The sequence below is a fragment of the Actinoallomurus bryophytorum genome (assembly GCF_006716425.1).
In the GTDB taxonomy this organism is placed as follows: domain Bacteria; phylum Actinomycetota; class Actinomycetes; order Streptosporangiales; family Streptosporangiaceae; genus Actinoallomurus; species Actinoallomurus bryophytorum.
The window spans coordinates 4,999,936-5,014,165 of sequence record NZ_VFOZ01000001.1; the positions used below are offsets into that span (position 1 = coordinate 4,999,936).

Annotated in this window: 14 protein-coding genes; 4 read left to right on the forward strand and 10 right to left on the reverse strand. The window is 70.6% G+C overall.

Translation table 11 applies throughout. The features are described 5' to 3' along the window. Window positions 1-146: 146 nt before the first annotated feature. Window positions 147-872: an alpha/beta hydrolase gene (locus tag FB559_RS23595; protein ID WP_141957715.1), complete on the reverse strand. Its 726-nt coding sequence runs from the start codon at window positions 870-872 to the stop codon at window positions 147-149. 178 nt (window positions 873-1,050) lie between these two features. On the opposite strand from FB559_RS23595, the gene FB559_RS23600 reads away from it, so the two are divergent. Next, window positions 1,051-1,632, forward strand: coding sequence for a TetR/AcrR family transcriptional regulator (locus FB559_RS23600; RefSeq protein ID WP_246121975.1), 582 nt, complete (start codon window positions 1,051-1,053; stop codon window positions 1,630-1,632). A gap of 14 nt (window positions 1,633-1,646) precedes the next feature. Here FB559_RS23600 and FB559_RS23605 read toward each other — a convergent pair whose 3' ends face one another. Beyond that, entirely contained in the window at window positions 1,647-2,534 is an 888-nt protein-coding gene (locus tag FB559_RS23605; protein WP_141957719.1) for a LysR family transcriptional regulator, read from the reverse strand. Window positions 2,535-2,728: 194 nt separating this feature from the next. Here FB559_RS23605 and FB559_RS23610 point away from each other — a divergent pair, with 194 nt between their 5' ends. Beyond that, window positions 2,729-3,739, forward strand: a complete 1,011-nt coding sequence (locus FB559_RS23610; RefSeq protein ID WP_141957721.1) for an alcohol dehydrogenase catalytic domain-containing protein — start codon at window positions 2,729-2,731, stop codon at window positions 3,737-3,739. Here the strand turns inward: FB559_RS23610 and FB559_RS23620 are convergent. Further along, window positions 3,707-5,101, reverse strand: coding sequence for an MFS transporter (locus FB559_RS23620; RefSeq protein ID WP_221640145.1), 1,395 nt, complete (start codon window positions 5,099-5,101; stop codon window positions 3,707-3,709). The two genes, FB559_RS23610 and FB559_RS23620, sit on opposite strands and share 33 nt — an antisense overlap. 123 nt (window positions 5,102-5,224) lie before the next feature. Here FB559_RS23620 and FB559_RS23625 point away from each other — a divergent pair, with 123 nt between their 5' ends. Next, window positions 5,225-6,178, forward strand: coding sequence for a LysR family transcriptional regulator (locus FB559_RS23625; RefSeq protein ID WP_141957723.1), 954 nt, complete (start codon window positions 5,225-5,227; stop codon window positions 6,176-6,178). Here the strand turns inward: FB559_RS23625 and FB559_RS23630 are convergent. From FB559_RS23630 to FB559_RS23640, 3 genes are read right to left on the reverse strand one after another with little or no spacing between them, the layout of a single operon-like run. Then, complete coding sequence (locus FB559_RS23630) at window positions 6,175-7,419, reverse strand: acyltransferase family protein (RefSeq protein ID WP_141957725.1); 1,245 nt, start codon at window positions 7,417-7,419, stop codon at window positions 6,175-6,177. The two genes, FB559_RS23625 and FB559_RS23630, sit on opposite strands and share 4 nt — an antisense overlap. Window positions 7,420-7,450: 31 nt before the next feature. Continuing rightward, entirely contained in the window at window positions 7,451-7,687 is a 237-nt protein-coding gene (locus tag FB559_RS23635; protein ID WP_141957727.1) for a hypothetical protein, read from the reverse strand. Window positions 7,688-7,703: 16 nt separating this feature from the next. Then, entirely contained in the window at window positions 7,704-8,537 is an 834-nt protein-coding gene (locus tag FB559_RS23640; RefSeq protein WP_141957729.1) for a DUF459 domain-containing protein, read from the reverse strand. Window positions 8,538-8,772: 235 nt separating this feature from the next. Between FB559_RS23640 and FB559_RS23645 the strand changes: the two genes are divergently transcribed. Beyond that, a complete protein-coding gene (locus FB559_RS23645; protein WP_141957732.1) occupies window positions 8,773-9,621 on the forward strand; it encodes an SGNH hydrolase domain-containing protein in 849 nt (282 codons plus the stop codon). Between the two features lie 3 nt (window positions 9,622-9,624). Here FB559_RS23645 and FB559_RS23650 read toward each other — a convergent pair whose 3' ends face one another. The 4 genes from FB559_RS23650 to FB559_RS23665 form a co-directional block, all read right to left on the reverse strand. Then, window positions 9,625-10,911, reverse strand: a complete 1,287-nt coding sequence (locus tag FB559_RS23650; protein WP_141957734.1) for a nucleotide sugar dehydrogenase — start codon at window positions 10,909-10,911, stop codon at window positions 9,625-9,627. 65 nt (window positions 10,912-10,976) lie between these two features. Next, window positions 10,977-11,933 (reverse strand): NAD-dependent epimerase/dehydratase family protein, encoded by a 957-nt coding sequence (locus tag FB559_RS23655; RefSeq protein ID WP_141957736.1) that lies wholly within the window; start codon window positions 11,931-11,933, stop codon window positions 10,977-10,979. Continuing rightward, the gene (locus FB559_RS23660; protein ID WP_246121977.1) at window positions 11,930-13,105 is read right to left on the reverse strand and encodes a glycosyltransferase; all 1,176 of its coding nucleotides are present in this window, start codon (window positions 13,103-13,105) and stop codon (window positions 11,930-11,932) included. Before FB559_RS23660 ends, FB559_RS23655 begins: the two co-directional genes overlap by 4 nt. Then, window positions 13,102-14,112, reverse strand: coding sequence for an NAD-dependent epimerase/dehydratase family protein (locus tag FB559_RS23665; protein WP_141957741.1), 1,011 nt, complete (start codon window positions 14,110-14,112; stop codon window positions 13,102-13,104). The genes FB559_RS23660 and FB559_RS23665 overlap by 4 nt, the downstream gene beginning before the upstream one ends. Between the last annotated feature and the right edge of the window lie 118 nt (window positions 14,113-14,230).

The window sequence follows — 14,230 nt, forward strand, 5'->3', positions numbered from 1 at the left end:
GACACGGAGATAGATCCGATGTCTGTGTGATCGTCCGATTTCATGACCGGTCTGTCAAGGTCACGACCGGGCGCGGCTTACCGAGTCAGGGCCACGCGTGGTTCGTCCGGATGGGTCCCCGATGCGGCCGGCGCCGCGTGAACGGTTCAGCCCAGCTCGAGCAGGAGCTCGGCGAGCGCGACCGGCATGGTGATCATGCAGTCGTGGCCGGTCGCGAGCTCCCGTACCTGTGCCGGCGTGCCGTTGGGCTGTACCGCGGGGACGGGCCGCCGGGCGAAGCCGTCCGGCTTGCCGACGGTGCAGTGGATGTGCGTCCGTGGGATCGCGTCCACGGCCGGGTCGTCCAGCCGGACCGGTTGCTGGAGGCAGAGCACCGGCTGATCCGACAGCATCGTGCGCAGCCAGGCGACGTCCGCCGGGTCGGTGACCCCGAACAGGCCCGAGGGTGGTGGTGCCTCGGGGAGCGGCGGAACCCGCCAGCCACTGTCGGACTTCACGGCGAGATCGATCAGGGTCTGGGTCACGGGCAGGACGTCGGCCGCGGTCTCGCCGTCCTCCGGGACCATCGCGTCGAGGTAGACCAGATGTGCGATCCGGTGCGGGACCTGGTTGGCCGCGGACGAGATGACCAGCCCGGAGTAGCTGTGTCCCACAAGGATCACCTCGGTGAGGTCCTCCTCGATGATCAGCCTGACGATGTCGTCCACGTGCGTGTCCAGCCCCACCTCGGGGCCGAGCAGATGCGCCTTGTCGCCGTAGCCGGTCAGTGACGGCGTGAGCACCCGATGTCCGGCCGACGTGAGCGACGGGACCACTCGCTCCCAGCACCGACCGCTGTGCCAGGCACCGTGGACTAGCAGATATGTCGACATGGTTCTCGCTCCGTCCGCGCGTTTCGCATCGATGTATCGCTTCGTGAAGCCGGCTGGGCGTGGCGTGGTCGCCGGGTTCCTGATCTGGCATCATGAAGAAAACGGGACATCGTCCCGGTTTTGGACGATATGGGACAGTGTCCCGTTTAGCAAGCGCGGGCAGCGAGAGAAGGACGCGGTGAACGAGGACGCGGGGCGCGGGGTCAGGCCCAAGCGGGCGGACGCTCGACGCAACAAGGAGACCCTTCTCAACGCGGCCGCCGCGATCTTCGTCACGTCCGGTGTGGAAGCGCCGATCCGCGACATCGCGGCCAGGGCCGGCGTCGGGACGGCCACGATCTACCGTCACTTCCCGACGCGAGCGGACCTCATCATCGCGGTCTACCGGCACCAGGTCGAAGCCCTCGCGCAGGCCGGTCCCGCGTTCCTGGCGGCCGGCGCGACTCCGCACGCCGCACTGGGGCGGTGGATCGACCTCTTCGTCGATTTCCTCGTCACCAAGCAGGGGCTCGCCGCCGTGCTGCAGTCCGATGATCCCTGCTTCGACCCCCTGCACTCCTATTTCCTCGAGCGGCTCGAGCCCGTCTGCGCCCAGCTGCTCGACGCCGCGGCCGGCTCCGGCGAGATCCGCTCCGGCCCGGACGCCTACGAGCTCATGCGCGGCGTCGGGGGCCTCTGTGCGGGCGCGGGCAACAGTCCCCGCTACGACGCGCGCCGGCTGGCCCAGCTCCTCATCGCGGGACTACGCCGGCCGCAGTGACCCTCGCCGGGCGGTCAGAGCGGCTCGGGGCGGGTCGCCTGCTGGGCGGCCTCGGCGAAGGCTTCGATGAGGGAGGAGTCCCGCGCCGCCTCCCAGGCCAGCACGATCTGGCCCGCCTGGACGCCGGTGATCGGGACGTACGCGACGTCGGGCCGGGGAAACGCGGCGGCGATCGGGCCCGGGAGGAACGCCACGCCGCTTCCCGCGCGGACGTACTCCACGATCTCCTCCATGTCGCGTACGGCGGGCCCGTGCCGGGGCTGGGTGCCGTCCGGGCGCGGGTCCATGCTCCAGAAGGCGTTCCACGCGGGTGGGGCGTCGGCGTAGCGGAGCACGCGTTCGCCGGCGATGTCGGCGAGGCGGACGGACGGGCGGCCGGCCAGCGGGTGGCTCGACGGCAACGCGACGGTCAGCGGCTCGGTGTACAGCGGCAGCAGGCCGAGCCCCTGCGAGGCCACGGGAAAGCGAACGAACCCGACGTCGACGCGTCCGTCGAGCAGCGTCTCGGCCTGGTTCCACCAGCGCAGGCGCTGGAGCTGGAGGTCGACCTCCGGGTGACGCTCGCGGAAGAGCCGCAGGGCGGGATCGACGTTCACGCCGAGCATGAATCCGACGGTGAGCGTCCGCATCCCGGTGGCGTGACGCGTGCGCTCCAGGGCACCGTGCGCGGTGGCCAGCAGCCGCAGGCCGTCGCGCAGGAGCTGTTCGCCGCCCGGAGTGAGCGTCACCTCCCGGCTCGTACGCGCGAACAGCTCGACGCCGACGTCGTGTTCGAGCTGCTGGATCTGACGGGAGAGCGCGGGCTGGGTGATGTGCAGCGCCGCGGCGGCCTGTCCGAAATGGAGCCGTTCGGCCACGGCGACGAAGTAGCGCAGCCTGCGGAGGTCCAGGTCCGGCTCCACGTGGCGTCCCCCCTTGCCTCGTACGGCCGATCAATGCTCCAAGCGTATCGATCATGCCGGAAGAGGCCTTGGACACCGTGCCCGCGAAGGCGGAAGACTCGACCACGGACGGCCACGCCGCCGGGCCGTCGCTTCGATCCTGGGGAGGGTCATCGGCGGCCACGTGGATACCTGACGATTCTCTGGAGTTCTTCATGCGTGTTGCCGTCGCCACCGGAGTCGACGCCCCACTGTCGCTGACCGAGCGGGACGTGCCCGAGCCGGGCCCCGGTGAGCTGCTGGTACGGGTGACCGCCTGCGGCGTGTGCTTCTCGGACCTGAACCTGCTGCACGGCCACTACCCCTTCGCCCGCTTTCCGGTCATCCCGGGACACGAGGTCACGGGCGTGGTCGAGGCGCTGGGGGAGGGGGTGTCCTGGCCGGCGGTGGGTACGGCGGTGGGCGGCCAGTTCCTGTACGACTCGTGTGGGCACTGTGACTACTGCGTACGCGGCGAGCAGATCCTGTGCCCGAAAAAGCGCATCACCGGCGTTGTGGTCGACGGCGGCTATGCGGAGTACGCAGTGTTCAAGGCCGGTTTCGTCACCCCGCTCCCGGCGAGCCTGGATCCGGTCACCGCGGCGCCGTTGATGTGCGCCGGGCTCACCGCGTTCAACGGGCTCCGGCTGGGCGGGGCCGTGGCGGGATCGCGGGTGGCGGTGATCGGCGCCGGCGGCATCGGCGCCCTTGCGATCCGCTACGCGGTGGCGCTGGGCGCGCGCGTCGCCGTGGTCGGCCGTTCACGCCGGGGCGAGGAGAACGCCAAGGCCCTGGGGGCCGAGCTGTTCGTCGCCACCGAGGACACCGACCCCGCCCCCGCCCTGAAGGCATGGGACGGCGGGGCGAACCTCGTGCTGAACGCGGCGCCGTCGACATCGGCGGCCGCCGCCACCCTGGGCGGTCTGGCACCGGACGGGACGTTGCTGCTCTGCGGGTACAGCGGGGAGCCGCTCGAGCTGCCGACCCAGCCGATGGTGCTGAACCGGCTGCGGGTGATGGCCTCACCGTCCGGCTCGCCGCACGACCTGCGGGACACGCTCGCGTTCTCGGCCGTCCACGACATCATTCCCCAGGTCACCACCATCGGCCTGGACGATGCCCAGGCCACCCTGGAGGCCATGGACGCCGGGGCCTCACACGGCCGCAGCGTCATCAGCTTCATCTGATCGGATCCCGGGAGTCCAGCCATGCCGAAGACCATCATCGTGACCGGCGCCTCCAGCGGGTTCGGGGCGCTGACCGGCCGCGCGCTCGCCGACGCAGGTCACGTCGTGTACGCCGGGATCCGGGCCACCACCGGGCGCAACGCCCCTGCACTCGGGGCCGGACAGGTGCGTCCGTCGGGGCAGCAGGAGCGGGGTGGCGAGCAGGAGAACGCCGGACATGGTGATCGCGGTGAGCGGACCGGTGAGCGTGGCGAGGACGCCCCAGATCACCATCAGGGCGGCCTGGAGGAGTTTGCTGCTGACACTCCAGGTGCTGAGGACCTGGGCGGCGTGATCCGCGGGAGTCCGCCGCAGGCGTTCTGTCGCGTAGATCGGGTTGAACACGCCCATGCAGGTGATCAGTAGGCCCTCGACGATGATCACGGTGAGGAGTCCGGAGACGCCGGGACGGATGAACGCGAGACCGAGCGGGAAGAGCGATCGCAGCCGGCCGAAGACGATCATGACCCGGTGCCGGCCGTAGCGGGTCACGAGGCGTGCGGAGAGGCGGGCGCCTGCGAAGCCGCCGAGCGCCGGGATGCCGAAGGCCAGACCGTACTGCCAGGCCGGGAAGTGGTACCGGCCCAGCAGGAGGACGGACAGGAGCGGGGCGGTGGCCATGATCAGGCCGCTGACCAGGATCGAGTTGAGGAACAGGCGCCGTAGCGCGCGGTCGCGGAGGATGAACCGCCAGCCGGCGAGAAGGTCGGCCGCGCGCAACCCGGTGGCCCGGTCGCGGGGTGTCGCGACGTCGCCTCCGCGGATGCGCAGGACCCCGAGCGCGGACAGCAGGTAGCTGAGGGCGTCGGCCATGACCGTGATGACCGGGCCGAGCAACCCGATGAGCGCGCCACCGAGGGGCGGACCCGCCGCGGTCGCCACCCAGCTCGTGCCCTCGAACCTTCCGCTCGCGACAAGAAGGTGGTCGCCACGGACGAGATGTTTCAGGTACGCGCCCGATGCGGCGGTGAAGGCGATGCTCGCGGTCCCGGAGATGACCGAGACGACCAGCAACTGGCCGTAGGACAGCACGCCGAGGACGTACGCGACCGGAACACTCGCCATCGCGACGAACCTGATCAGGTCCATCGCGACCATCACCGGGCGCTTGGCCCGGTGCTCGACCCACGGCCCGAGCGGGAAGGCGACGATCGCCGCGACGGCGAGCCCGGCCGCCTCCAGCAGCGAGACGGCGAACGCCGGCGCGTTCAGCACCCGGACCGCGATCAGCGGGAACGCCCCGAAGGCGATCCACGTCCCGTATGTACTGACGGCGTAGGCCGACCACAGCCGGCCGAAATCACGCCCCAACCGCACGCGCATGCGACTCCCTCGCGACAACCGATGTTCGGGTCCCCGAATCGCATCAGCCACAGCATCGCGGGATCAAACAACCGGCTCCCGGGCGAGCCACAACGATCGGTTGGGCACTCGTAGGCTGCATCGATGGATACCGAGGCGGTGCGATCCTTCGTCCGCGCGGCCGAGCTCGGGCAGCTGCGGCACGCGGCCGACGAGCTCGGCGTGACGCAGCAGGCCGTGTCGAAGCGGATCGCGACGCTTGAGCGCCAACTCGACGTCCGGTTGTTCACCCGCACCGCACGGGGGGTCGAGCTGACACTCGACGGCCAGGCCTTCCTCCCGCACGCCCGGGACATCGTCACGGGTGCCGATCGCGCCATCACCGCGATCAGACCGGGCTCGCGTGCCCTTCGGATCGACGTTCTCGGGCTGCGATCCGCGCAGGCCGTCGTCCTGCACGACTATTGGCGGTCACACCCCGGCGTCGACCTCGACGTGGTGGTCCTCAGGGTCGACGACCCGCAAGTGGCGGTCGCCGCCGTCCAGGCGGGCGACATCGACGCCTCGTTCCGTACGGTCACCGACCCGGCCACGCTGCCGCGCGACGTGCGAATGATCCACGCGTTCGACTCCCCGCTGGAACTCCTCGTCGGCCCGGGACACCCGCTCGCCTCCGCACGAACACTGACACCACCCCGGCTGCGTGGCCACCGGATCTGGGTGCCGGGAATCGCGCCGCGAAGCGAATGGGCGGATTTCTACGATCAGCTCGCGACCGACTTCGACCTCCGCGTCGACGCCGCGGGCCCGAACTTCGGCAACGAGGTACTCCTCGACACTCTCGCGGACTCCGCGGACGTGGCCACTCTCGTAGGTGCGCGCGACCGGTACATCTGGCCGGCGAATTACGACCTGCGCCGCATCCCGATCGTGAATCCGACGCTCGCGTACCCGCTCTCGCTCATCTTCCCCAGGACGAACCCGCACCCAGGACTCCGGGCGATCATCGACCACTTCGGCGGCCTGACACCGCTCCCCGAGACGGCCTGGCTCCCGTCCTGGGCGACGAGACCACGCCGCGGCCGGCACCCCCTCTAGGGATGGCCGTGCACGACGACACCGGTCTCCTGTTCCGGAGGAGGCTTGGGCTGGGCGAGGACCGCGCTGCAGAAGACGAGGGCCGCGCAGGCGAGTAGCGGTGAGGCCAGTGCGACCGGGCGGACGATCTTCTTCGTCGGCTTCTCGATCAGAGTGAACGACAGCGTGGCCAGTACGAGTGTCGCCGCCAGCTCGGCCGCCACCACGAGAGGGCGTCCGGCGTGCGCCGTGTGGATCGCGTAGATGTGCACGGGCCAGTGCCACAGGTAGAGGGAGTAGCTCAGCCGGCCGATCCGGACCATCGGCCAGGATCCGAGCAGCCGCGCCGCCCGGCTGCCGGGCATCGTGACCACGTAGGCGATGACCACCGCGGCCGAGACGCCGGCGACGACGAGGCCGCCCTCGTAGAGCCAGGGACTCTTGATGCCGGCGACGGACCAGAGCACGGCCAGAGCCGCCACGGCCGGCAGGAACACGGACCTCGTGAGCAGGCGGCGTGGCGGCGGCCGGTCCCAGGAGCCGTCCGGGCCGGGCGCGGGGCGGGTGAGGGCCAGCGCGCACAGGACGCCCAGCAGCAGCGCCCCGCTCCTCGCGTCGGTGCCGAGGTAGGCGCGGTCGACGCCCTCGGACGCGAACAGCGAGCCGGCCGCGCCGTACGAGGCCACCGCGCCCACGCCGGCCACCGCCGCCAGGACGCGCCGGGAACGGGTGAGCGTCAGTACGCCGATGAGCAGCAGCGGCCAAACCAGGTAGAACTGTTCCTCCACCGCGAGTGACCACAGATGGGTCAGCGGCGCGCTGTCCGTGAGCGCGCCCCAGTAGCTCACGTCCTTGGCGATCGCGTACCAGTTCGAGACGTACGCCAGCGCCGCGACCGTCTGGTCGTCGGTGGTGGCCCGCAGCTCGGGAGGGGCGCCCGCCCGCAGCCACAGCTGCACCACGATGAGTACGGCGAGGACGGCCGGCAGCAGGCGCCGCGCCCGGTGGGCCCAGAACCTCAGCCAGTCGATCGACCCGGTCCGGTGCCACTCGATCAGCAGGAGCCGGGTGATGACGTAGCCGGAGATGACGAAGAACAGATCGACGCCGAGGAACCCGCCGGGCACACCGAGGCCGAAGTGAAAGGCGATCACCCCGGCCACGGCGACCGCGCGCAGCCCCTCGACGGCGCCGATCCGCCCCTTGTCGTGGCGCGCGCGACTGTGTGGCGGGGCGCCGCCCACCTTGGTCGATTCGATCACTCAGGCCTGCCAGCGCCGCGCCGCGGGCGCGTCAGCGCGCGTAGAGGTCGAGGACGGGGACGCCGGCCTTGTCATAGTCGTTCTCGCAGCGGTACTCGCGCGCCTGGCGGCGTGAGACCAGGCCGTGGCCGGCGGTCTGGCACGCGCTGAGCGCCCGGTAGACCCGGACGAAGCGCCAGTTGTCGGCGTGGGCGCCGGCGACGGGAGTGAGCACGGACGCGAGGACACCGGCGCCCGCGAGTGTGAGAGCCGCGGTGCGAATGGTCATGGAAATACCTTTCTGTTCAGGACGAGCCGCCGTTCTTTCCCCGATTGGACAGGTCGGCGTGAATGAAGTTGAGAATCCAGCTGCCGAGCCGATCGTGTGCGGCGCCCGATGGATGCCCCGTGTCGTCATAGACCTGAATACCCGCGGCTTTACGCGGACAGACTTTTGCCGCGGTGCACAGCTGGCCGTGGAGATCTAGCAATGAGGCGTGCGGGTTCCGCGTCACCGCGGCGTGGATCGCGGCGTTCATGGCATCGGAGTTGGCCCGGCTCGTTTCGTCGTTGTCGATGACCGTCGGCAGGTAGACCGTGGCGCCGCCGGCACTGAGAATGCCGATCGCCCGGTCGATCTGCGTGTCGAACCTGTGCCGGAAGCCCGGCGCGGTGATGGAGCTGACGTCTTTCTGCCCGGGAAGCTGCTGGGAGTCCTGGCCGTCCCAGTAGCCCACCTCGAGCAGCGCCGCAGTCGGCCGGTACCTGGTCACCAGGTCGTGCCAGCGCGAGGGCCACCGGTTGCACTCGGCGGGCGCCGCGATCATCCTGCCCTGCCTGCGGATACGTACCGGCTGCATCAGGCCGCAGCCGGGCTCGCCCGCGTTCACCACGACGTTGCGCCGGTCGCGGTCCGCGTCCGCGGCGCCGACGCCGAGATTCCTGGCCCAGGAGTCACCCACCACGAGCAGCGTCAGCCCGCGGACCTCCGGTGACAGTGACGCCGCGCCGACGGGCACGGGCGCGCCGGCCGGTCGTGTCGGCTCCCCGGCTCGCCGGGAACAACCGCCCAGCGCCAGGGCGACGGCGAGCGCGCAGGCGCCGATCTTCGCATGAGTGGAAGAACGTCCGATGGCCACCTGAACCCCCGTGGTGCTGACTTACGCGCATCCAATTTATGCGAGTTCGGATTCTGGCAAGCAAATCGCGGCACCATTTCGCGTCAGTAGATCGTCAAAGACCTGCGCCACGCGAATATCGCCTTCTACGAGGAATCGCCTCATATGTGTGGTGCGCGGATCGAACTCGCCGGGCGGCTAAGGTGGCGCCTATTCCGCGAGGAGATGACGGAAAACACGAAAGGCGATGAAAGTGATGGCCGGACGCACCCTTCGCCGGCTCTCGCTGGCCCTGCTCGCCGGCGTGCTGCCGCTCTCCGCCGCGCGGGCGGACCCGAGTCCGCCGCATCACATGAACCTGCCGAAGCCCACGCCGCGGGGCGGCGACGCCGCTCCCTTCGTCGTGACCGGCTCACCGGCGGCGGACACCGCCCCGACCGTCGCCGTGATCGGTGACTCGGTGGCGCGCGACTACGCCTACTACCTCGCGCGCGAGCTGGGGCCACGCGGTGTGCGCATCGTGGACGGCGCGCTGTCCGGCTGCCCCGTGGGGACACTCCAGCTCATCTCCAGGATCCACGACCGGATCGCCCCGCTGCGTGGCGGCGCCTGCCCGAAGCTCGTCACGGACAAGCAGCGGGCGGTGGTCGCCCGGTTCTCCCCAAAGATCATCCTGTGGCACTCGATCACCGAGATGTGGTCCATAGCCGACGGGAAGGGGGAGGTGCCGTCCGGCTCCACGGAATGGGGGAGACGGGTGATGGCCCAGTGGGACGACACCCTCGGGCGCATCACCCGCGGCGGCGCGCGGGTCGTCGTCATCCTGCCGCTCTGGTACGAACGCTCCGCACCGCACCGGCTGGACGGGCCGGGGCCCAGCGTGGAGAAGCTCCGGGATCTCTACGTCCGGTGGGCGGCTCGTCACCAGGTCGGCGTGGTGGACGTCGCACCCCTCGCCTGCCCCGGCGGCCCGCCCTGCGCTCCGGTGCGCGGAGTGGACTTCCGGCCGGACACGACGCACTACGACGACCCCGGAGGCGTCCAGGTCGCCGCCTACCTCCGCGCCCATGTGCCCGCGCTGGCGCGGCTGGCCGGCGGGCGCTGACGGTCAGAGCCGCTCGACGGTCTCCGACGCCGACAGCACCCCCCGGGTGTCCAGCACCAGCAGGGCGCGCACGGCGATGTGCGACAGGTCGAACGAGCGGTGCGGCTGCAGGAGGATCACCAGGTCGGACGAGGCGAGTGCCTCGTCGAGGTCGTGCACACGCCGTACGGCCTCGCCGTCGGCCGACCAGTCCTCGATGAGCGGGTCGAAGTAGCCGACGTCGGCCCCGGCGGCGCGGAGCCGCCGTGCCAGCGGCGTCGCCGGTGACTCGCGCCCGTCCGCGATGTCGGGCTTGTAGGTGACCCCGAGCAGGAGCACCGAGGCGCCGTTCGCGCAGCGTCCGTGCCGGTGCAGCATGCGGACGGCACGCTCCGCCACGTAGGCGGGCATATGGTCGTTGACCTGCTGGGCGAGCTCGGCGAACTGGAACTGGCGTCCGAGCCGCCGGACGCGATGGGACAGATAGCTCGGGTCGATGGGGATGCAGTGCCCGCCCACGCCGGGGCCGGGCCGGAACGCCTGATAGCCGAACGGCTTGGTCGCCGCCGCCGAGATGGTGTCCCACACGTCGATCGCCAGCTCGTCGCACAGGACCGCGATCTCGTTGACGAGGGCGATGTTGACCTGCCGGTAGGTGTTCTCCAGCAGCTTGGCCATCTCGGCCTCACGCGTACCGCGCACCGGCACGACCTGTTCCACCAGCTTCCCGTAGAAGCCCATGGCGCGGTCGAGGCACGCGCCGGTGACACCACCGACGATCTTCGGGGTGTTGCGCAGGTCATAGACCGGGTTGCCCGGGTCGATGCGCTCGGGTGAGTAGGCGAGGTGAAAGTCCGTCCCGGCGGTCAGGCCGCTCTTCTCCAGCAGCGGGCGCATGACCTCCTCGGTGGTGCCGGGCCAGGTGGTGGACTCCAGCACGACCAGGGTGTCGGGACTCAGGTGGCGCGCGACCGTCTCGGCGGCACCGATCACCGCACCGAGGTCCGGCCGCCGATCCTCGTCGAGCGGTGTGGGAACACAGATGACCACGGTGTCGGCGGAGGCCAGGACACTCTCGTCCGTGGTCGCGCGGAACCCCTGCGCGAGAAGCGCCTCGACGTCGCCGTCGGTGAGGTCGTCCACGTGGGAGGTGCCCGCGTTGAGCAGGTTCACCCGGGTCGAGTCGACGTCGAGTCCGGCGACGCGCATCCCGGAGCGGACGGCCTCGCGGACCAGTGGCATCCCCACATACCCCAGGCCGATGACGGCAAGGTCCCATTCGATGACCCGGTTGTTTCGTGACTCACTCATTGTGCCCCCGGCGTGATCGCCCGCGTCGGTCGCGGGTCCTGTTCTTGAGCGGACTGAAAGGCAGGTCAGAGCGTCGCCGCGCTCCCGGCGTACGCGGGCCGCCCGCGGAACCAGGCCACCGTCCGTTCGAGACCGGCGTCCAGCGGAACCGCCGTGGCGGCGGGGAACAACCGGCAGAGGCGCTCGTCCGCCGCCTGTGAGTCCCGCACGTCCCCGGTGCGCTGCGGGCCGTGGCGTACCTCGACCGGCTCCTCGAGCACGACGGCCAGCCGCCGCGTGAGCTCCAGGAGCGACACACGGGTACCGAACGCCAGGTTCACCGGCTCGCCGCTCGTCACGCGTCGCAGGACCGCGTCGGTGAGCACGCCGGTCACGGTGCCGACGAACGTGAAGTCGCGCGTCTGTTCCCCGTCGCCGTGGATGAGGAGCGGCTCGCGGCGCAGTGCCGCGTCGATGAACGTCGGGATCACCGCCGCGTACGCGTGGCCGGCCGGCTGCAGCGGGCCGTACACGTTGAAGAAACGGAACGCCAGCACGGGCAGGCCGAAGCTCGCCCCGTACGCCAGCGTGTACGCCTCGGTCGCGAGCTTGCTGGCACCGTACGGGCTGAGCGGCCGCGTCGGCAGGTCCTCGTGCTTGGGCAGGTGCGGCACATCGCCGTAGACCGAGGACGAGGAGGCCGCCACCAGATGGACCGACTCGCGACGGCAGGCCTCGAGGACGCGTACCGTCCCGGTGGCGTTGACGTCGTGACTGGCCACCGGATCGGCCAGCGACCGGGGCACCGAGGGCCGGGCGGCCAGGTGGACGACCGCGTCGGTGTCGCCCACGAGCCGCGTGAGGACGTCGGCGTCCAGGATGCTCGCCCGCACCAGCTCGACGCCGGTGTCGTCGAGGTTCTCGGCGCGGCCCGTGCTGAGGTCGTCGAGCGCGACGACCCGGTCGATCTCCGGCCGTGCCGCGAGCTCCCGGCAGAGATTGGCGCCGATGAACCCGGCACCCCCGGTGACAAGAACTCTCATCGGGCTTCCTCTTTCTCTCGAACGGGCCACCAGCCCCGTTCTTCGGCGATTGACGTGTAGATCCCGGCCACGTCGGAGACGAGGCGGTCGGGGCCGAACCGCCACGCGGTCCGCGCGCGTGCCCGCAGCCCCATCTCCCGGCGCAGCGGTTCGTCGAGGAGCAGCCGCGCCACGCGGTCGGCCAGCTCACCCGCGTCGCACGGCCCGAGCAGCCCGGTGACGCCGTCCTCGACGACCTCACCGACGCTCCCGACCCGCGTCGCGACGACCGGGACACCGGCCAGCCCCGCCTCGATCAGTGAGATCGGCATGCCCTCGTTGTCCGAGGTGAGCAGCACGAGATCGGCCGCCGCGTACACGGTCTCGACGTCGGAGCGCCAGCCCACCATGCGCAGGGGGAGCTCGCCCGCCGCGGCCTCGACCTCGGCGGTCGCGTCCCCGCTTCCGCAGATGACGAAGCGGGCGCCGGGGACGCGCCGGTGAACCTCACGCGCGACGCTCACCAGGCGGTCGGGTCGTTTGATCCGGGTCAGCCGGCCGACGAACGCGACGACCGGGTCCTCTCCGGGCACCCCGAGCGCCATCCGCGCGGAGGCGCGGTCGGGGAGCGGCCCGAGCGTGGTGCCGGGCGGCACCACGACGTACTGGCCACGCCTCCCGACGCCGGCGGCGACGAGCTCGTCGCGTACGCGCGTGCCGACCGCGACGAGGCGGTCGCACAGCCGGGCGGACAGCCGCTCGGTGGTCACCACCAGCCGGGTCTTGCCGGGAGAGAAGTAGCCGTACAGCAGATGACCGTGGTAGGTGTGCACCCGCGCCGGTACCCGCGCCAGCACGGCCGCGGTACGCCCGAGCGTCCCGGCCTTGGCCATGTGGGTGTGCACGATGTGCGGCCTGAATCTCCGCATCTCGGCGACCAGCGACGCGATGGCGCGTGCGTCGTCGGCCGGGCGCACCGAGCGCCCGAGCCGGGGCATCCGGTGCGCTCTGACATCGTCCGCGCGCAGGTCGAGATAGTCGGCCTCGCCCGGCTCCACGAGGCCCGTGTAGAGGCGTTGGTCGAACCGCTCCGGGTCGAGCCCGCGCATGAGGACGCTCGCCTGGAGCGCGGGACCGCCGACGTTCATCCGCGTGAGGACGCGCATCACCCGGATGCGTTCGCCGCCGCTCACGAGGAGACCAGGTCGGGCCGGGGCGCCGCCTCGATGCGCGCCTCGCTGATGGCGTCCTCCAGCACGTCGGCGAGTGTGTGCCGGGTCGCCCATCCGGTCAGCGTGCGCAGCTTCGTCGTGTCGGGGACTCTTCGCTGCATGTCCTCGAAGCCGGCCCCGTAGGCCTCGTCGTAGGGGATGAGCTCGATCTTCGACCCGCTCCCGCACGCCGCGATGATCGTCTCGGCGAGCCGGCCGATGCTGATCTCCTCGGACGAGCCGATGTTGAAGGTCTGCCCGATCGCGGCGTCGTTGTCCAGCAGTTGCAGCAGGGCCTCCACCACGTCCAGCACGTGGGCGAAGCAGCGGGTCTGCCGGCCGTCGCCGAAGACCGTCAGCGGTTCGTTCCGCAGCGCCTGCCGCACCAGCCGGGGGATGACCATGCCGTACGCCGGGCTCTGCCGGGCGCCGACGGTGTTGAACAGCCGCACCACGATCGTCGGCAGGCCGCGCTCGCGGTGGTAGCAGTTGGCGAGGATCTCATCGACCGCCTTGGCCGTGCTGTACGCCCAGCGCACGATCGAAGGACTGCCGAGAATGCGGTCGGCCGTCTCGTGCAGGGGTCCTAGCGAGTTCTTCCCGTAGATCTCGCTGGTGCTGGTCATCAGGATCTTGCGGCGGTAGCGGTGCGCCGCCTCGATCATGACCTGCGAGCCGCGGATGTTGGTGGTCAGCGACTTCAGTGGCTGTTCCACCACGAGCCGCACCCCCACGGCCGCGGCCATGTGCACGACGACGTCGCACTGGTGCACCAGCTCGTCGACCATGAGCTCGTCGAGCACGGATCCATGGACGAAGTGGAAGCCGGGAGCCTTGCTGGCCTCGTCGAGGTTGGCCAGCCGCCCTGTCGTCAGGTTGTCCAGGGCGACCACCGAGTCACCACGGGCCAGCAGAGCGTTGACCAGGTAGGAGCCGATGAACCCGGCGCCACCCGTCACCAAATACCTCGTCTTGGTGCTGTCTGCCATGACACGCCCTCTCGAGATCCTGGGCGGTCGGCGGAAGCGTGACTACCCTTCGTGATCACATAGTTACATCAGGCTAAGTAGCGATGATCAAAAGTTTGGTCATCAGGCCACACGACCT